At 64.7% G+C, this 18,967-nt stretch carries 11 protein-coding genes; 6 read left to right on the forward strand and 5 right to left on the reverse strand.

Going from position 1 to position 18,967, the window contains the following annotated elements; translation table 11 throughout:
• Positions 1 to 2,418 carry a GcvT family protein gene (locus GEU84_RS02875; RefSeq protein ID WP_152823965.1) on the forward strand — a complete coding sequence of 806 codons (2,418 nt, stop codon included), beginning with the start codon at positions 1 to 3 and terminating at the stop codon, positions 2,416 to 2,418.
• Positions 2,419 to 2,551: 133 nt separating this feature from the next.
• Positions 2,552 to 2,728 (forward strand): hypothetical protein, encoded by a 177-nt coding sequence (locus tag GEU84_RS02880; protein WP_174539277.1) that lies wholly within the window; start codon positions 2,552 to 2,554, stop codon positions 2,726 to 2,728.
• Here the strand turns inward: GEU84_RS02880 and GEU84_RS02885 are convergent.
• Positions 2,701 to 3,051, reverse strand: a complete 351-nt coding sequence (locus GEU84_RS02885; RefSeq protein WP_152823966.1) for a GFA family protein — start codon at positions 3,049 to 3,051, stop codon at positions 2,701 to 2,703. The two genes, GEU84_RS02880 and GEU84_RS02885, sit on opposite strands and share 28 nt — an antisense overlap.
• Before the next feature lie 131 nt (positions 3,052 to 3,182).
• Between GEU84_RS02885 and GEU84_RS02890 the strand changes: the two genes are divergently transcribed.
• A complete protein-coding gene (locus GEU84_RS02890; protein ID WP_152823967.1) occupies positions 3,183 to 3,782 on the forward strand; it encodes a nucleotidyltransferase family protein in 600 nt (199 codons plus the stop codon).
• A gap of 20 nt (positions 3,783 to 3,802) precedes the next feature.
• Here the strand turns inward: GEU84_RS02890 and GEU84_RS02895 are convergent, their stop codons facing one another.
• From GEU84_RS02895 to GEU84_RS02910, 4 genes are all read right to left on the reverse strand, one after another.
• On the reverse strand, positions 3,803 to 6,694 hold the full coding sequence (locus tag GEU84_RS02895) for a Hint domain-containing protein (protein ID WP_174539278.1): 2,892 nt from the start codon (positions 6,692 to 6,694) through the stop codon (positions 3,803 to 3,805).
• Between the two features lie 271 nt (positions 6,695 to 6,965).
• A complete protein-coding gene (locus GEU84_RS02900; protein ID WP_152823969.1) occupies positions 6,966 to 8,573 on the reverse strand; it encodes a Hint domain-containing protein in 1,608 nt (535 codons plus the stop codon).
• 770 nt (positions 8,574 to 9,343) lie between these two features.
• Positions 9,344 to 9,742, reverse strand: a complete 399-nt coding sequence (locus tag GEU84_RS02905) for a response regulator (protein WP_174539279.1) — start codon at positions 9,740 to 9,742, stop codon at positions 9,344 to 9,346.
• A gap of 215 nt (positions 9,743 to 9,957) precedes the next feature.
• Positions 9,958 to 13,617, reverse strand: a complete 3,660-nt coding sequence (locus GEU84_RS02910) for a PAS domain-containing protein (RefSeq protein WP_174539280.1) — start codon at positions 13,615 to 13,617, stop codon at positions 9,958 to 9,960.
• Between the two features lie 312 nt (positions 13,618 to 13,929).
• Between GEU84_RS02910 and GEU84_RS02915 the strand changes: the two genes are divergently transcribed.
• The 3 genes from GEU84_RS02915 (at position 13,930) to GEU84_RS02925 (ending at position 18,966) form a co-directional block, all read left to right on the forward strand.
• Positions 13,930 to 16,866, forward strand: a complete 2,937-nt coding sequence (locus tag GEU84_RS02915) for an ATP-binding protein (RefSeq protein WP_152823972.1) — start codon at positions 13,930 to 13,932, stop codon at positions 16,864 to 16,866.
• A gap of 292 nt (positions 16,867 to 17,158) precedes the next feature.
• Entirely contained in the window at positions 17,159 to 18,778 is a 1,620-nt protein-coding gene (locus tag GEU84_RS02920; protein ID WP_152823973.1) for an OpgD/OpgG family glucan biosynthesis protein, read from the forward strand.
• Positions 18,763 to 18,966, forward strand: coding sequence for a hypothetical protein (locus GEU84_RS02925; RefSeq protein ID WP_174539281.1), 204 nt, complete (start codon positions 18,763 to 18,765; stop codon positions 18,964 to 18,966). The genes GEU84_RS02920 and GEU84_RS02925 overlap by 16 nt, the downstream gene beginning before the upstream one ends.
• The last annotated feature ends 1 nt before the right edge of the window (position 18,967 follow it).

The raw sequence follows: 18,967 nt of genomic DNA on the forward strand, positions 1-18,967 counted from the left end.
ATGAAAACCCATACCCGAGTCCTTGTCATCGGCGGCGGCGTTGTCGGCTGTTCGGTGCTGTATCACCTGACGAAGCTCGGCTGGTCGGATGTGATGCTGGTGGAGCGGTCGGAGCTTACCTCCGGGTCCACCTGGCATGCGGCGGGCGGGTTTCACACGCTGAACGGCGACACCAACATGGCGGCGCTGCAAGGCTACACCATCCGGCTTTACAAGGAGCTGGAGGCGATCACGGGTCTGTCCTGCGGGCTGCACCATGTGGGCGGCATCACGCTGGCCGACAATGCCGAACGGTTCGACATGCTGAAGGCGGAACGCGCCAAGCACCGCTACATGGGGCTGGATACCGCGATCCTGTCGCCCGCCGAGGTGGAGGCGATGACCGATGGCATGGTGAACACGGCAGGCATTCTGGGGGCGCTGTATGATCCGCTGGACGGGCATCTGGACCCCTATGGCACCACCCACGCCTATGCCAAGGCCGCAAAAATGGGCGGGGCCGAGATCGTGCTGCACAACCGGGTGCTGGAAACCAACCCCCGCCCGGACGGGTCGTGGGAGGTTGTGACCGAAAAGGGCACGATCATCGCCGAGCATCTGGTGAACGCCGGGGGCCTTTGGGCGCGGGAAGTGGGCGCGATGGCCGGGGTTTACCTGCCGTTGCTGCCGATGGCGCACCAATACCTCGTGACCGACGACATTCCCGAGATCGTGGCGCGGGGCCGCGAGTTTCCGCATGTGATGGACCCGGGCGGTGAAAGCTATCTACGGCAGGAAGGCCGGGGCTTCTGCATCGGGTTCTATGAGAAGCCCTGCGAGGCCTGGTCGGTCGATGGCACGCCCTGGACCTTCGGGCAGGAGCTGTTCAACGAACAATATGACAAGATCGCGGATTCCATCGAATTTGCCTACAAACGCTTTCCCGCGCTGGAACGTGCGGGGGTGAAGCGGGTGATCCACGGCCCCTTCACCTTTGCCCCCGATGGCAACCCCTTGATCGGGCCGGTGCCGGGCCTGCGCAACTACTGGTCTGCCTGCGCGGTGATGGCAGGTTTCAGCCAAGGCGGCGGCATGGGGCTGGCGCTGGCGCAATGGATGATCCATGGCGAGGTGGAGCGTGACCCGCGCGGCTTTGACGTGGCGCGCTTCGGGTCGTGGACGACGCCGGGCTATACCGTGCCCAAGGTGATCGAAAACTATCAGACGCGGTTTTCGGTGGCCTATCCGAACGAGGAAAAACCCGCCGCGCGCCCGTTCCGCACCACGCCGATGTATGACACGTTTACCGGGCTCAACGCGGTCTGGGGCCAGCAATACGGGCTGGAGGTGGTGAATTACCACGCCCTGCCCGGTGAGCCGCTGTATGAAACGCCCACCTTCAAGCGGTCGAACGCATGGGAAGCGACCAAGGCCGAGGTGCTGGCGGTGCGGGGTGGCGTGGGCATCAACGAGGTGCAGAATTTCGGCAAATACCGCGTCACCGGGCCAAAGGCGCGCGAATGGCTGGATGTGATCATGGCCGGGCTGATCCCCAAGCCGGGGCGGCTGAGCCTGACGCCGATGCTGGCGGCATCGGGCAAGATCATTGGTGATTTCACCGTGTCCTGCCTCAGCGAGACCGAGTTTCAACTGACCGCCAGCTATGGCGCCCAAGGGTGGCATGGCCGCTGGTTCGAACAGCACGCGATGGATGGCGTGACGGTGGAAAACATTTCCGACGCGCGGTCAGGCTTTCAGATTGCCGGGCCGCGCGCGCGCGACCTGCTGGCAAAGGTGACGCGGGCCGATGTGTCGGGTGCTGCGTTCAAGTTCATGGATGTGAAGCGGATGACCGTGGGCATGGCAGACTGCATCGTGCAGCGCGTCAGCTATACCGCCGATCTGGGCTATGAGATTTACTGCGATCAGATGTCAGTGCGGCATCTGTGGCAGGTGCTGACCGAGGCAGGGGCCGAATTCGGCCTGCGCCCCTTCGGCATGCGCGCGATGATGTCGCTGCGGCTGGACAAGTTTTTCGGATCATGGGGCCGCGAATTCAGCCCCGATTACACGCCCTGCGAGACCGGGCTTGACCGTTTCATCCGCTGGAACAAGCCGGTGGAATGGATCGGCAAGGCGGCAGCGATGGCGGAAAAGGCGGCTGGGCCGAAGCGGCGGCTCTGTGCCTTCGTGGTTGATGCGGTGGATGCCGATGTGGTGGCTTGGGAGCCGATCTGGGTCGGCGATCAGGTGCTGGGTTTCTGCACCTCGGGCGGGTTTTCGCATTACACCGGCAAATCCGTGGCGCAGGGTTTCCTGCCAGTGGACCGCATTGCGGATGGTCTGGCGGTGGAGATCGAGATTCTGGGCGAAAAGCGGCCGGCCGTGCTGGTGACAGAGCCGCTGTTCGACGCCGACGGCGCAAGGATGCGTGGGTGAGGTGCGCCCGGACGATCTTCCTGTGGAAGATCGTCAGCACCGAACGCCCATTCCGCAAGGAATGGGCCGGACGAGGCCGTAAAGAAAACGGTCCGGGGGACCGTTTTCAGGCCGAACGCACATTGCGCGAGCAATGGGCCGGAAAAGCTGCGCCCGGACGATCTTCCTGTGGAAGATCGTCATTACCGAACGCCCATTCCGCAAGGAAAGGGCAGGACGTGGCCGCAAAGAAAACGTGGTGGCGCGCAGGGTCGGCATGATCGCCCGTCCGGCACGTTTCCCTTATCCGCTTGCGCCATCCATCGCGTGAATCGTCAAGGCGTCCAGATCCACCGCAGGCACGCAGCGCAGGTTGACCGCGCGCACCGGCGAGCCGTCCGGCATCACACCCTTGAAAAACGGCTGCGTTCCGCAGTGGGTGCAGAACTGGTGTTCGACACGGTGGGTGTTGAACTCATAGCGTTGCAGCAGCGCCTCGCCAGCCGTCAGTGTGACCTGATCCTCGGGAAAGAAGGCCAGCACGAAGCCCTTCCGCCGACAGTAGGAACAGTTGCAGCTCATCGCCATGGTCGGCAGGTCGGCATCCACCGTGAACGCCACCGCGCCACAATGACAGCTTCCGTCAAAGGCCATGTCTTCCCCCCCTTTCGTGGAACGACGGTCGCGCCGTGCGGCGATTCGTGCAAGGGCCACTGCTTGACGCCGCCTGCCCCGCGGCCCAACCTGCGCCCTGATGGCCCGGTATGGGCGGAGAATGGCCGGGGATGCCGCACAATATGGCCTGCACGATCCTGATCCTGGCCGCCGGGGCGTCATCACGGATGCGCGGCGGCGACAAGCTGCTGGAGGAGGTTGCAGGCCACCCCCTGCTGGCGCGGCAGGCGCGGGCGGCGCTGGACACGGGCTGCCCGGTCAGGGTGGCCCTGCCGCCAGACCGCCCGGCACGGCACGCGGCACTTGATGGGCTGGATGTAGACGTGGTGACAGTGGCGGATGCGAATACCGGCATGGCCGCCTCGATCCGCGCCGGGGTGGCGGGGCTGCCGGGGGCCGTGCTGCTGCTGCTGGCCGACCTGCCCGAGATCACGCGAGACGATCTGGAGCGGGTTCTGGCGGCGCAGCCCGCCGACCCCGACATGATCCTGCGTGGCACGGCCGCGGACGGCACGCCGGGGCATCCGGTGCTGTTTCCACCTTGGGCCGTCCCGGCGCTGGCGCGGCTGACCGGCGACACCGGCGCGCGCGACCTGCTGAAGGCCGAGGCCGCACGCACGCGGCTGATCGCCCTGCCCGATGCCCATGCGACCACCGATCTGGACACGCCCGAAGATTGGGCGGCCTGGCGGGCACGGCAAGGGCGATAACACCCGCACCCGGCGGCAGCTTAGCCGAACAGCAGCGCCGCCTCGTGCCGTTTCAGCGACAGCCGGGCAGAGGCATAGGCCACCAGCCCCTCGGGCCGGCCGAGCTGGGGGAAAAGCGCCAGAATTTCCGCCCTTTGCGCCGCACCGATGCCGTTCAGCGTCAACTCGCCGGGCTGGAAGCTTTCAGACCAGGCCCCGTCGGCGCGAATGATTTCATGCCGGTCGAACATCAGGTGAATGTAGGTCACGTCACGCGGGGCGATGCGCGCCACGCCTGTCAGCCCGACCAGATGGGTCGCGGCAACCAGCACCTCATGCTCGCCAAAGAACATCTCGGCACGCGGCCCGGTTATCAGCATGCGGTGCTGCGGCGATACCTGCATGTCGCGTTCCGGCAGGGCATCGCCCAATGCGCCCGCGCGGATCAGCACGGGGTTCATATGCGGCTGGGCCAGCAGATCGGCACGGCCCAGCCTGCGGCTGCCCGCCCAGCGGATCACCTGATAGCCGTTGTCGCGCGTCAACACGCGGTCGCCGGGCTCCAGATCCTCGACCGGCACCTCGCCCCGGTCGGTCAGGATCAGGCTGCCGGGGGTGAAACAGGGCACGATGGATTCGATGTTGCTGAAGGTCAGCGAGCCCGTCACATTGCCATCGGCATCAAGGAAATTGACCGTCCCGTTTTCGGCATTGTCCGCGTCGGGCAGGATTTCGAAGCGGCCGGTGCCGGTCAGGTCCAGCACGTCGAAATCATCGCCGCCCTCGCCGCCATCCACGGTGTCGCCCGCATTGCCGAACAGCCGGTCACGACCATCGCCACCGAACAGCTTGTCGGGGCCCGCGCCACCCACCAGCGTGTCGTTTCCGGTGCCGCCATCCAGCACGTCCAGATCATCGCCGCCATAGATCAGGTCGTCGCCCGCATCGCCGAACAGGGCATCGGTGCCGGTGCCGCCAAAGATCGTGTCATTCCCGTCACCTGCCTGCACGGTGTCATTGCCCGCCCCGGCCTGCACCAGATCATCATCGGGCCCCGCCGCCGGATCAACCGCATCGGCATTGTCGATCCGGTCGCCCTCGGGGTCGCCGGTATAGCCGGCGTCGATCAGATCGGCGCCATCCGTGCCCTCGACCACCCCGTCACGGCCCAGATGCTGACCGTCGGCCACCACATGTTCGATGCCGGTGAAGGTCAGAGTGCCACCGCTGTTGAAGGTGACGATGCCATTTTCCGCGTTGTCGGCATCGAAATGCACTGAGGCCACGTCATTCACATGCAGCGTGTCAAGGTCATGCCCGCCCTCACCGCCATAGACCGCATCACCTTCGGCACCATGGAATGTGTCGGCATCATCCTCGCCCACCATTTCATCGGCCCCGGCCCCGCCGTAGAACGTGTCATTGCCGATGTTGCCCGACATCCGGTCGTCGCCGTCGCCGCCATAGATCACGTCATCGCCGAACATGCCGAACATCGTGTCATTGCCGTCTTCGCCAAAGATCGTGTCCTGGCCCAGCCCGCCAAACACGGAATCGTTGCCAACGCCGCCGAACACCTGATCGTTGTCGGCGCCGCCGAACACCTGATCGTCACCTTCGCCGCCATAGACGCTGTCATCCCCGGCATCGCCACGGATGAAGTCATCGCCCTTCTGGCCATGGAGCGTATCGTTGCCGGCGTCGCCCTGCGCGTAATCGTTGCCGTCGCCCAGTTCCAGCAGATCGTCGCCGTCGCCACCGTAGACATCATCCACGCCCGCGCCCGAACGCACGGTGTCATTCCCGGCCCCGGCCGAGATACCGTCATCATCCGGTGCTGTGCCCGCGAACACCGCATCGCCCGCATCCACCCGGTCGCCGCCCTGCGCATCGACATAGCTTTCGTCGATCAGGTCATCGCTGTCGGTGCCATAGATGATGCCATCCGGCCCGCCGTTCAGGATCAGACGCTCCATGTTGCTGAAGGTCATGGTGGAGCTGTCAAAGAAGGTCAGCGTGCCGCCTTCGGGGTTGCCGGGGTCAAGGCTGATCGAGAGGACATCGCCCGCATAAAGCGTGTCATTGTCATCGCCGCCTTCGCCGCCGTCCACCACATCGCCCGCGCCGCCGTAGATCGCATCGGCATCGGCACCGCCAGCAAGGTGGTCAGCACCCGCGTCGCCGCGCAACGTGTCGTTCCCGGCCCCGCCATATACCGTGTCATTGCCGGTGCTGGCAAAGATGTTGTCGGCCCCGTCGCCGCCAAAGACCACATCATCGCCGTCGCCGCTGTCGATCAGGTCGGCCCCCTCGCCCCCCGCCAGCGTATCAGCGCCGTCACCGCCGAACAGGCTGTCATCGCCCGTGCCGCCATCCAGTGCATCATCGCCGGAATCGCCGTGCAGCGCGTCATCGCCCGCGTCGCCGGTGATGTCGTCATTCCCGCCGCCGCCATAGACCGTATCATGGCCATCGCCCGCCGCGATGATGTCGTCATTCGGGGCTTCGCCCGGCAGCAGGGCATCATTGGCATCCTGCGCATCGCCATCGGCATCGACATAGCCGTAGCCGATCAGGTCATCGCCCGCCGTGCCATCGACCACGCCGTCTCGCCCTGCCGCAAAGACGTATTCCTCGATCTGGCTGAAGGTCATGGTGGAGCTGTCGATGAAGGTGATGGTGCCTGCACCCGGGTTCAGCGGGTCATAGGCAATGGTCAGCACATCGCGCAGCAGCAGCGTATCGCGGTCTGCGCCGCCATCCACCGTGTCGCCGCCCGTGCCGGAAATCGTATCCGCACCGTCGCCGCCAGCCAGCAAGTCGCCACCGCCGCCGCCAACAAGCACGTCATTGCCCGCATCGCCCAGCAGCGTCTCGGCCGCAGTGCCGCCTGTCAGCGTGTCATCGCCCGTCGTGCCGGTTATGGTTGGCATCCGTCTCACCCGTTCGCGCGGCCCCGGCATCATCGCAGGGCAGTCTCCACTTGCCATATGAGCGGGCCAGCGCGGCACAATGAAGGCCCAAGCTGCGCGCTTGGGGGGGCTTTTCGTGGCAAAATTGTGGCAAAGGCGCTGTTTCGGCGGTCAAAGACCCGGATTCAGCCCTTGTCGGCCCGAAATACAAAAAGAGGCTCCGCGGGCGGAGCCTCTTTTCTGTCGCACCGGGAAAACCGCAGGCGGAACCCGGTCCGCGCTGCATAACCCGTTATTTCATCATCAGCAGGCGTGCCTCGTGCCGCTTCAGGGTGCGGCGGGCCGAGGCATAGCTTTCCAGACCGTCATCATTGCGCAGATCGGGGAACAGCTCAAAGATCTCGTTGCGCTGCGCGTTGCCCATGCCCTTCAGGGTGAAATCGCCGGGCTGGAAGCTTTCGGTCCAGGCCCCGTTCGACAGCACAACCTGATGCTGGTCGAACATGAAGTGGTGATAGGTGGTGCCGATGCTTTCGACCTCGTGCACGCCCTTGCCCGACACCAGATGCTTGGCCGCGACCAGAACCTCGTGCTCGTCGAAGTAAAGCGCGGTGCGGTCATTGGCCACCAGAACGCGGTGGTTGGGGCTGACCATCATGTCACGTTCCGGCAGACCGTTGCCAAGCGCGCCCTGACGGATCAGGATCGGCTTCAGGTGCGGATTGGCGGTGAAGGTCTGCCAATCCATCGCCTTGGCACCTGTCCACGCGATTTCCTGAATGCCGTTGTCGCGGGTGATCACCTTGTCGCCGGGACGCAGGCTTTCCACCGCCACTTCGCCCTTGGGCGTGGCAATCATGGTGCCGGGGGTGAAGCAGGGGATGACATTCTCGATGTTCTTGAAGATCATCTCGCCAGTCACGTTGCGGTCGGCGTCAAGGAACTGGACCGTACCGTTTTCGGCGTTGTCCGCATCATAGATGATGCGCAGCGGGCCGGAACCCGTCAGGTCCAGCGTGTCGTAATCGTCGCCACGCTCGTTGCCATTGACGATGTCGCCAGCGGTTCCGCCAATGATCAGGTCACGGTCGGCACCACCGAATATGTGATCGGCACCCTCGCCGCCAATGATCGTGTCATTCCCCTGGGCGCCACGGATATAGTCATCGTCGATGCCGCCATACAGCAGATCATCGCCATAGCCGCCCTTCAGCGTGTCGTCGTCATCGCCACCATAGATCGTGTCGTTGCCATCGCCGCCAAACAGCAGGTCGGTGTTGTTGTCGGGGCGCGGGTCAATGTCATCGGGCAGCTCGACCGGATCGAACACACCGGGAAATCCGTCGCCATAAAGCACGTCATCGCCCGCTTCGCCATAGAGCGTGTCGGCACCTTCGCCGCCAATCAGCTTGTCGTCGCCGTAACCGCCCCAAAGCAGGTCATCGTCATCGCCGCCGTCCAGCGTGTCGTTCCCCACACCGCCATAAAGCGTGTCACCATCATCGCCCGAGCGCACCACGTCGTCGCCTTCACCGCCATAGACGACATCGCGGTCATCTTCGGGGTCGGCATCATCGCCGTAAAGACCGGGGAAGCCACGGTCGGGCGACGATGCAAAGCGACCGGTTTCGATCAGGTCATTGCCGTTGCCACCATAGACGGTGTCGCTGCCCAGCCCGGATATCACAGTGTCATCGCCATCACCGGCCTCGACAATATCATCATTCGGGGCATTGCCCGGAAAGATGTTGTCGCCCGCGTCGATCATGTCGCCGTCCTTGTCGCCCGTATAGGCCCCGTCGATCAGGTCGCCGACCATGGTGCCCATAACGATGCCGTCAGTGCCCCGCGGCGGATTGGGGTTCTGTGTGGCGTCTTCAAACTCATCAATCGTAGCCATGTCCGTTCCCTCATCTCAGCAGAGCCCCGGTTCGCCGGCCCCGTCCGATCCCATCAACCGCGCTGCCCACAGGACAACGCACGATCGGCGCGGCCCGGTTGCCCGGGCATCTGCGCCACGATGACCTGTCGTCAGACCGGCGAAATGAAGGAAGTGCGCGGACCCCGCTGCTGCGGAACCGTTTGCTGGCGTTCCTGACTGTCACCAATCAAGACGCACTCCTGAAACCTGTCCGGTTCCAGTTTCGGCAGCACTTTCAACACCATTCCTGCACCCTGCGGTGCGATACCACTGACAGACCGCCCCCACGGCCATTTGTCTTACCCAGCAAGACTCCTCTTAATTACCTTTCGTTAAGCCTTGCGGGAAGCGAAAAAAGGCGGCGCGGCGGCGCGAGAGCGACAAGGGGCGCAATACGCCACAATCGGCAGTCAAGGGGCCTGCACGCATAGCGCGAGTGTTGTTTCCGATCGGGCAAGGCCGGGCGCGGCGACTTTTCACCGAGGCCTTAGAACATTGGACAAAATCACCTCAATCCCGCCAATGTCAGCGCTGGCCATTGTAGCCAGGTTGGAAACGGCAGCTTCCGCTGCGCGTGCATTAAGGTTCTTCACTTTTTTGCCCTGTTCTCGCCGCAGCGCACCAATCCTTGTTGCCAGCGGCGCATCAATCGCGCGCGGCGGCGCGCTTCGATGCAAATCAACACACTATTAACGTTACGGAAAGCCGAATCACCCGCCAACTGCGGCTTCATGGGCGGGGCGTGGACCTCAGGCCGCCAGCAACCGGGCGACGGCAGCGACCAATGCGGCATCCGACAACGGATTCTTCTGCAGAACCGTGTTCATCAGGGTCGGCGGAACGGCACCGGCGCGGGGTGAACACTCTGCCGCAGGCGCTGCCGCCGCGCATAGCCGGATCACCGGCGTGTCGGTGTTGGGGCAGGTAGAGGCCCGCAAGTGCCGCAGCACGCGGTCGCCGCTGATCTGCGGCACGTTCTGGTCAAGGATCATCAGGTCGAACCGCCGCGTCATGGCCGCCACGAGTGCGGCATGGCCGTCCTGCACCACCGTCAGCACCACACCGGGCACATTGGCCAGCAGGCGCTGCACCCTGGCCTGAAATGTGATGTCCTGTTCGGCCAGAAGTATCCTGCGTTCCCGTGGCATGGCGCTGCCCCCCCCGTTCTGCCGGCGCATCGCCGGTGGTGCGCGGGACGAGGATAATCCCTTCGCGCACATACAACAGCACGGTCGGACTGACCCAAGACATTGGGCAGAAAACCGCCGTCCCCGGCCGGGCAACCGGCAAATCCCGGCAGTTTCCGCCGCACGCAAGGTCGGCTTTCGCATGTGAACCCTTGCCCTTGCGGCGGTCCGGCGGTTCAGCGCCCGATCAACGTGCGAATCGCATGCATAAGTTCCTGATGCTTGAAGGGCTTGGCCAGATGCGAATCAAACCCGCCCAAAATGTAGTCTGCCACCTGATGCGGCATCGCATTGGCGGTGACGGCCACGGCGGGCACCGCGGCCAGACCCGCCGCACGCTCGGCCTCGCGGATGGTCCCCAGTGCGCTGAGCCCGTCCAGCACCGGCATGGTGATGTCCAGCAGCAGCAGGTCAAACCCCTGCCCCGCCGCCTGCGCCGCCTGCCATGCCTCGATGGCAAGCTGGCCATTCTCGGCCGTTGTGATCTGCACGCCGGTGCCCGCCAGCATCTCGCACAGCACCAGCCGGTTGGTGGCGTTGTCATCGGCGATCAGCAGGCGCCGCCCGATCAGCACGCTGGCCCCGGGTGCCGGGGCCGCCAGACGCGGACGGGCGGGCTCAGTCTCGCGCGCGTCGGGCAGCGGCAGGCTGACACGCACCTTGGTGCCCCGGCCCGGTGCCGATTCCAGCGCCATTTCGCCGCCCATCAGCGCCACCAGCTCCTTGACGATCGACAGCCCCAGCCCCGTGCCGCCAAAGCGCCGCGTCGTGCTGCCATCGGCCTGCTCGAAGCTTTCGAACACGCGGGCCACCTGTGCCTCGGCCATGCCGATGCCGGTATCCGTCACCTCGATCACCATCGGCTTGCCGGGCTTGCACGACAGTTTCAGGCTGACCGCGCCCTTTTCGGTGAACTTGATCGCATTGTGCAAAAGGTTGTTCAGGATCTGCTGGATGCGGTGCGGGTCGCCCAGCAGCGAACGGTCGCTGCCCGCGCTGATCAGCACGTCGAATTCCAGCCCCTTTTCCTCGGCCTGCACGGCAAAGACCGCCTCGGTATGGCGCACCACCGTGCTGGGCTTGAACGCCACGGCATCCAGCACCATCTTGCCCGCCTCGATCTTTGACATGTCAAGAATGCTGTTCAGCACCATCAAGAGCGTCTCGCCCGAGGTGCGGATGATGCCGACGATGCGCTTGTGTTCGGGTTCCTTCAGGCTGGATTCCAGCACTTCGGTCATGCCCAGCACACCGTTCAGCGGCGTGCGGATCTCGTGGCTCATGTTGGCAAGGAACACCGATTTCGCGCGGCTGGCATCTTCGGCGCGCTGGCGGGCCTCGTCCAGGCTGCGGTTGATCGCCAGTTGCTCGGTCACGTCGGTAAAGGATTCCACCACCCGCAGATCGCCGTCATCCGACATCAGCCGGGCGGCGTTGCACGACAGGATGCGCCGCGTGCCATCAGGCCAGCGCAGCGCGAACAGCGCATCGCGCACCGGCACGCCCGAGGCCAGCGCCCGCCGGAAAGGGGTTTCGGCATCGGGCAAGGGGCCGCCCTCCACCCGCTCCAGATACCAGGCGGGGTCGTTGAAGGCGCGGCTCTCGGCCTCGGCGCGGGTCAGATGCAGCACGCGCTCGGCCTCGGGGTTGCAATAGACCAGCCCGCCCTCGGCATCGAACACCACCAGGGCGGCGATGCTGGTCTGCATCACCTGTTCCAGAAAGGCCCCGCCCATTTCGACGGCGCGTTGCAGGCGTTTCTGGTTGCTCACATCCAGATTGACGCCGCCGATGGCAATCGCCTCGCCATCCGGGCCGCGTTCTGTCACCCGGCTGCGCGACAGGATCCAGACCCAATGGCCGTTCTTGTGCCGCATGCGGAATTCGCGCTCGATGAAATTGGTGTCGCGCGCCAGATCCGCCGCGCGGTTGGCATCCAGCATGCGCATGTCGTCGGGGTGCACCAGACTGCGGAACATCTCGATCGGCACGATGTCGGATGTGTGATCCTCGTAGCCCAGCATGGCCAGCCAATGCCCGCCCACCCGCGTCACGCCGGTGCCCAGTTCCCATTCCCAGGTGCCCACCAACGCGGCCTCGATGATGCCCATCATCCGGGCCTCGGTGTTGGCGCGGTCATGCAGCGCGCGGCGCAACTGCGTGTTGGCCGCATCCAGCGCGGCCATGTGGTTGTGCCGCGCGGTCACGTCGAACCCCAGCGCGATGCAGCCACCGTCTGCCGTGCGCCGGTTGATGCGGTTGATCCAGCGCCCGTCGGGCAACTGCATCTCTTTTTCCGAGTCCGTCTCGCGGTAGTCGCGCAGCCGGTCCGCGACCCAGTGGTCGCGGGCTTGCGGCGATGCATCCGACAAGAACAGCCCGCGGTCAACGCCCGCGCGCAGCACATCGCCGACATGCGCGCCTTCCACCGCCACATCGGCCAGCGCGGGGAACATCTTGTAATAGGCTTTGTTGGCAACCACGATCCGCTCGTCGGCATCCAGCACGATCGCGCCGTCGGGCAGCGCATCCAGCGCGCGCTCCAGCCGCAGGCGCGCGGCGGTGGCCCTGTCCGCCATGGCTGCCAGTGCGGTTTCCTGCTGCTTTTGCGTGGTGATCACCGTTTCGACCGACACGAACCCCTGCAAGGCCCCGTCCGGTGCCCACAGCGGCAACATGTTGAAATCTATCCAGTAACGGTTGCCATGCCGGTCCTGATTCAAGGTTTCGCCGTGAAACGGCTCGCGCCGCGCCAGCGCCTCGGCCAGCCGCGCCGATACCGCCGGATCACTGGCGGCGCAGCGCACCAGATCGCCCAACACCTTGCCCCTGATCTCGTCCAGCCGCCATCCGGTCTGCCGCTCGAACGCGGCATTCACCCAGACAATGCGGCGTTCGGGATCGACCACGGCGACCAGATTGCTCATCGTTTCAACAATCTTGCCCAGTCGTGACAGTTCCTCGCGCAGCGCGGTGTCAGCAGTCACTTCACGCACGAGGAAAATGGCCGAAGGCTGTTGCCCGGCCGCATCCGGCTCCTTGCGCGCGCCAGAAAGTTCAAACCAGCGCCGGCCCTGAGGCAGATCAAGCGCATAGCGCACGCCACCCACCCGGCCCGTGGCAATCACCTGATCAAAGGCCCGCCGCGCGATGGCACCGACATCGGGCGGAAGCATGGCCTCCAGCCTGTGACCTTTCAGCAACTCCGGCGGGGCGGCCATCAGATCACGCGGGCCCGCGACAAAGCCGGAATAGCAGCCGCTGGCGTCGATCTCGAACAGCAGGTCCGGCAGGGCGGCAAGCGTCGCCTCCAGCTGGCGCGAGGTGGCGCGCAGCCTGGCCTCGGCCTGCTGGCGCAGCAAGGCCCCCTGCACCACATCTGCGGCCCCGGTCAGCACGCCCAACTGGTCATCACTGAACACGCCGGTCGCCCGGGTGCGGTCAAACCCGATGAAGCCGAACAGCCGCCCGTCCTCCAGCATGGGGGCGGCCAGCAGGGCGCGGATGCCCTGCATCCTGAGGCTTGATTTTTCCGGCGCATCGGCGGGCAGCGCCGCCACATCGGGAATATGCACCGGGCGGTCCTGCGCGAAATCATCACGCCAGCGCGCGATCAGGCTGACGGGCAGGCCCTGCAAACTGTCCTGCATCGGGGCCACACCGGGGGCGCACCATTCCTGCGTGTTGTCCATCAGCCCCGGGTCGCGCAGCACGAAGATATAAGCGCGGTCCGCCCCGGCATATTCGCCCAGACGGCGCAGCGCCGCAGCGATGGCCCGGTCCAGATCCGCCGAGGGGGACCGGACCAGTTCATTCAGCAGGCTCACCACCAGCATCTGTGCCGTCACTGTGCGCTCTCCCGCAAAGGTTGCAGGCCTGACAGGGCAACACAATGCAGGGCAATGTAAAGGCAAAGCCGCGGCAGAATTGGGCTTTTCCATGTTCGGATGCGTTGGCCCACCGGCGACACGACGACACGCAGACGGATGCCCGGCACAAAGTCCGCCAGCGGACAAAAAATCGGAAAAATTCACCGAGATAGCACCATCTTTCCGTTTGCACGCTATGGTTTAGTCGCAGTTTTGCTTCATTTCAGCGTTACAGACACCGTGATGCAGGATTGACGCAAGGCATCCCAGAGGGTGTGGATGAGCAGACTGATGCGGCCAGAGGCAGAAAAAAATACGCCGGAACGCGTGGTTACGGTGCAGGACATGGCATCGGATGTGGTGGGGCTATTGCTGCGCGCCGCTGATTCCCGCCTGCCCGCCGCGCTGACAGCGGCATTGGCGGAACTGGGCGGTTTCGCCGGGGCCGACCGGGTCGCGCTTTACCGTCTTGTGCAGGGCCAGCCGCGCCCGGTCGCATCCTGGTGCCGGGCTGAGACAGCCGCAGCGCCAGAGGCCGGGTTGCCCGGCGGGGCCGACCTTGTGGATCAGGTGCAACCCGCTCTGCTGCATGGCCAGCCGCTGCTGCTGACCAAATCCGCGTTGCAACGGCTGGATGAACAGGCAGGGCCCAAGGCCTCGCTTCCGGTGGCGGCTGAAATGATCGTTCTGCCATTGACCGAGGATGGACGCCTGACCGGGGCCATCCTGCTGGCCGCGCCGCCCACGGGCCGACTGAAGGCCGAGCCTATGTCGCTGATGCCCGCCGTGGGGGCTTTTACCCTGGCGCTGCACCGCTGTGACGTGACAGATGCCCCGCCTCACCTGACGCTGGTGGGGGCCACCCCGGCCCCAGCGTCGGCGGAACAGGCGTTGGCGCTGCGCCAGCAGATGCTGGATGCGGTCGAAACCCTGAACGAGGCGTTTTTCCTGTTTGACGCCGACGACCGGCTGGTGCTTTGCAACCGCCGCAGCAAGCTGCTTTACCCCAAGATCGCCGAACTGCTGGTGCCCGGCATCACCTACGAATCGATACTGCGGCATTCGCTGGCGGCGGACCAGCTGCGCGTCGATGACGGGGATGAGGATATCTGGCTGGCCGCACGTCTGGCGGAACGCCAGCGCGGCGATGTGCTGCGCGAGGAACATCTGCCCGACGGCACCATCCTGCGCATCGACGAACGCCGCACGCCGGGGGGGCTGTCGATCGCGGTGCATTCCGACATCACCGCGGTGAAGCAATCGGAACAGCGGCTGCTGCATGTGATCGAGGGCGCGCAGGTCGGCACCTGGGAATGGTCGCTGTTCACCGGCAAGCAGTATATCAACGACCGCTGGGCGGAAATGCTGGGCTACCGGCGCGACGAATTCGGCGAATTCCGCTATCAACTGTGGCAGGGCCTGATCCACCCGGAAGACATCGCGCGGGCCGAGGCGCGCATCCGGTCCTGCATGCAGGGCGATGCCGAAAGCTACGAGGCCGAATACCGCATGCGCCACAAGGCGGGCCATTGGGTCTGGGTGCTGGACCGGGGCCGCATCATCCTGTGGACCGCAGACGGCAGCCCCGAAACCATGGCCGGGGTGCAGATCGACATCAGCGAGCAGAAAGCGCGCGAGGCGGCGCTGAACGATGCCAAGGCCGATCTGGAAAAGGCGCTGGCCGACCGCGCCTCGGCGGAAAAGCGGTTTCTCGACATCGCTTCGGTATCCGAAGACTGGTTCTGGGAGATTGACCGCGATCTGCGCTTCCGCTTCGTATCGAAAAGCGGCCTGAACACGCCCGGCAACGATGTGGTGATGATCGGCAAGACCTATGACGAATGGCTGGCGCATTACCCGGTGGTGCGGGCCAGTGCCGACTGGGGCAGCTTTTTCATGAAGCTGCTGTCGCATGAGCCGTTCAGCGATTTCGTCTACCGCGCGCCCAATTCCACGCCGGATGACGAACGCTGGCTGCGCATCACCGGCGCGCCGGTGTTTGACGCCAAGGGGGCCTTTACCGGCTATCGCGGCGTGGGGTCGGACGTGACGCAGCTTTATCTGGCCAAGGCGCGGGCCGAGGTGGCCAACCAGACCAAATCGCTGTTTCTGGCGAACATGAGCCACGAGATCCGCACACCGCTGAACGGCGTGCTGGGCATGGCCGAGATTCTGGACATGTCGCTGACCGACAAGAACCACAAGCGCCTGATCGGCACGATCCGCGAGTCGGGCGAGGCGCTGCTGACCATCCTCAACGACATTCTGGACATGTCCAAGATCGAGGCCGGCAAGCTGGAGCTTGAATCGGTGCCGTTCCGCCCGATGGAAATCGCAGCGCGGGTCGAGGATCTGCATTCGCTGCGTGCGCAGGAAAAGGGTCTGGCGTTCGAGGTGCTGACAGGTTCGGGTGCCGAACTGGCCCGGATGGGCGACCCCCACCGGGTGCGCCAGATCATGCACAACCTGGTCAGCAACGCCATCAAGTTCACCGAGACGGGCGAGGTGACGGTGAAGGTCAGCGGCAAGGCGGGCAAGCCCCTGACGCTGGAGGTGCAGGACACCGGCATCGGCATGACGCCCGACCAGATCGCGCATCTGCACGAGGAATTCAGCCAGGCCGACAACTCGATCACCCGCCGCTATGGCGGCACGGGCCTTGGCATGTCGATCACGCGCAAGCTGGTGGATCTGATGCATGGCACGATCAGCATCCATTCCGAACTGGGCGAAGGCACCACGATCCGCGTCACACTGCCCCTGCCGATCTATGAGGGCAAGATCGCGGTCGAACGCCTGCCCGATGATCCCACGCCCAGCCTTGAAGGGCTGCGGATTCTGGCGGCCGATGACAATGTGATCAACTGCGCCGTGCTGGCCGAAATGCTGTCGCGGCTGGGGGCCGAGATCAAGATTGTCCACGATGGCCAGCAGGCCGTGCAGGAATGGGCACCCGGGGCCTATGATCTGGTGCTGATGGATCTGGCGATGCCGGTGATGGACGGAATGACCGCCCTGAAGAAAATCCGCAGCCTTGAGGCGGAACGCGGTGCTGCCCGCACCCCCGTCATCGCCGTCACGGCCAATGCGATGCTGCACCAGGTGGCCGACTATCTGGCCGAGGGGTTCGATCAGCACGTCGCCAAGCCGATCCAGATCGGTGAGCTTAGCCGGATGATCCGCGCGCTGGCCGCGCCGCTGCCCATGCGGCATTAAGCCACAGACACGCCCGACCCACCGGATAATCGTATCCAGATAAGTCTTTTCGCTGGGGCGAAGTGATTCGTTACAGATGCAGGTGCAGCAAAAAGACGTGATTGCATCACGAAATCGCGCGTTGCGTGGAAACAAGGCAGATTGCCGCCATGCGTCTGCAACATACCGCACATCCCGTTGAACCAGGGGGTCTGCGGCTTGCAACTGCGGGCGGTCGACCTTTATAGACAAGGGGCGCGAATCTTTCATCTGCGCTGCGCAAGCCCTTGGAATGTAGACCTCGTTGCAAAATATGCCCCCGATTTACGCAGGCCCCGCCCGTGTCTCGCGCCGTCACCTGATCCTGACGGCATCCTCTGCTGCAGCCTTGCTGGCCGGGGGGGCGTTTGGCCTGCCCGCCGCCGCCCAGACCGCGGCCGCGCCAGAAGCTGCGCCGCAGCAATTCAGCTTTGACCTGCTGACCGAAGAGATGCGGATTGCTGCAACGCAGCCCCATGTCACCGCGGAAATGCCCGAAGGTTTTCTGGGCGAGCTGCATTACGACGACTATCGCCTGATCAATTTCCGCGCGAACCAGGCGCGCTGGGGCGACAGCGACAGCCAGTATCGCGTGCATGCGTTCCACATGGGCTGGCTGTTCGGCGAACCCGTGCGCCTGTTCGAGGTCACGGGTGGCACGGTCAGCGAGATGCTGTTCACCACCGACGATTTTGAATACTACAATGAACTTGCCGCCAAGGTGCCCGCGCATGGGCAATTGCCCGGCGTGGCCGGGTTCAAGCTGAACACGCCGCTGAACCGCCCCGATCTTTATGACGAACTGGTGGCTTTCCTTGGGGCCAGCTATTTCCGCGCGCTGGGTCAGGGCAATGCCTATGGCATTTCGGCCCGGGGTCTGGCGATCAACACGGCCTCCAGCATGCCCGAGGAATTTCCACGGTTCTCGCGGTTCTATCTGGAACGCCCGGCCGCCGGGGTCAGCACCGTGGTGGTGCATGCCGCGCTGGAAAGCCCCAGCGTCACCGGCGCCTACCGTTTCGTCATCACCCCTGGCGTCGATACGGTGATGGAGGTGACGGCCCGGCTGTTCTTCCGCGCCGATGTGGCGCAGCTTGGTGTGGCCCCGCTGACCTCGATGTTCCTGTTTGCCGAAAAGAACCGCGCGGATTTCGACGACTACCGCCCGAATGTGCATGACAGCGACGGTCTGCGCATCCGCCGTTCCACCGGTGACATCATCTGGCGGCCGCTGAACAACCCGCCGCATCTGGCCGGGTCGTATTTTGGCGAGGATTCGCCGATGGGTTTCGGCCTGCATCAACGCGACCGCGATTTCGGCAATTACCAGGACCCCGAGTCGCGTTACGAACGCCGCCCCTCGCTGGAGGTGGAGCCGCTGGGCAACTGGGGCAAGGGTGTGGTGCGGCTGGTGGAAATTCCCACCGAATTCGAGGTGAACGACAATATCGTGGCCTTCTGGGTGCCCGAAGGCGTGGTGAGGGCAGGCGACGCGCGGGAATTTGCCTATCGGCTGCGCTGGGGCGATCTGGTGCAGGATGCCCGCGCGCCGCTGGCCTATGTGTTCGAGACGCGCTCGGGCCATGGTGGGGTGTCGGGCGTCGAACAGGTCGAAGAAACCCGGAAATTCGTGATTGATTTCAAGGGGGGTCTGCTGGCCGCGCTGCCCGCGCCCGACCCTGATGACACCGATCCGCCGGTGAAGGCTATCACCAATGTGCAGAACGGCGAAATTGTGGTGACGACGCTGCAGAAGCTGGATGGTCTGGATATCTGGCGTCTGGTTCTTGACGTGAAGGCAGCCGAAGGCGCGACCGTGGAACTCGGGGCGCACCTGGCGGGTTATGGACGCAAGCTGTCAGAAATCTGGCTCAATCAGTGGATCAACGCATAATGCTCGACCATCACTCATCGGCCGACTTCGATCACCCCGACCTTGCCGAGGCGCTGGGTGCCCTGCCCGATGCCCCGCTTGCCATGCCGAAACAGGCGCTGGAACTGAACACCGCCGGGCTGGCCGAGCGGCTGTCAGACCGGGCGCTGCGCCTGCTGCGTCCGCGCGCGCCGAGGCCGGGGCTGTGAC

Origin of the sequence: Fertoeibacter niger (genome assembly GCF_009380135.2) — a bacterium.
Classification (GTDB): Bacteria; Pseudomonadota; Alphaproteobacteria; order Rhodobacterales; family Rhodobacteraceae; genus Fertoeibacter; species Fertoeibacter niger.

What these genes read in the sequence shown, in the direction of transcription:
- GEU84_RS02915 (WP_152823972.1), top strand. Translation starts at nt 13,930, where the DNA reads ATGAGCAGACTGATGCGGCCAGAGGCAGAAAAAAATACGCCGGAACGC.
- GEU84_RS02880 (WP_174539277.1), top strand. Translation starts at nt 2,552, where the DNA reads ATGGGCCGGAAAAGCTGCGCCCGGACGATCTTCCTGTGGAAGATCGTC.
- GEU84_RS02900 (WP_152823969.1), bottom strand. Translation starts at nt 8,573, where the DNA reads ATGGCTACGATTGATGAGTTTGAAGACGCCACACAGAACCCCAATCCG.
- GEU84_RS02890 (WP_152823967.1), top strand. Translation starts at nt 3,183, where the DNA reads ATGCCGCACAATATGGCCTGCACGATCCTGATCCTGGCCGCCGGGGCG.
- GEU84_RS02895 (WP_174539278.1), bottom strand. Translation starts at nt 6,694, where the DNA reads ATGCCAACCATAACCGGCACGACGGGCGATGACACGCTGACAGGCGGC.
- GEU84_RS02910 (WP_174539280.1), bottom strand. Translation starts at nt 13,617, where the DNA reads ATGCTGGTGGTGAGCCTGCTGAATGAACTGGTCCGGTCCCCCTCGGCG.
- GEU84_RS02920 (WP_152823973.1), top strand. Translation starts at nt 17,159, where the DNA reads ATGCCCCCGATTTACGCAGGCCCCGCCCGTGTCTCGCGCCGTCACCTG.
- GEU84_RS02885 (WP_152823966.1), bottom strand. Translation starts at nt 3,051, where the DNA reads ATGGCCTTTGACGGAAGCTGTCATTGTGGCGCGGTGGCGTTCACGGTG.
- GEU84_RS02905 (WP_174539279.1), bottom strand. Translation starts at nt 9,742, where the DNA reads ATGCCACGGGAACGCAGGATACTTCTGGCCGAACAGGACATCACATTT.
- GEU84_RS02875 (WP_152823965.1), top strand. Translation starts at nt 1, where the DNA reads ATGAAAACCCATACCCGAGTCCTTGTCATCGGCGGCGGCGTTGTCGGC.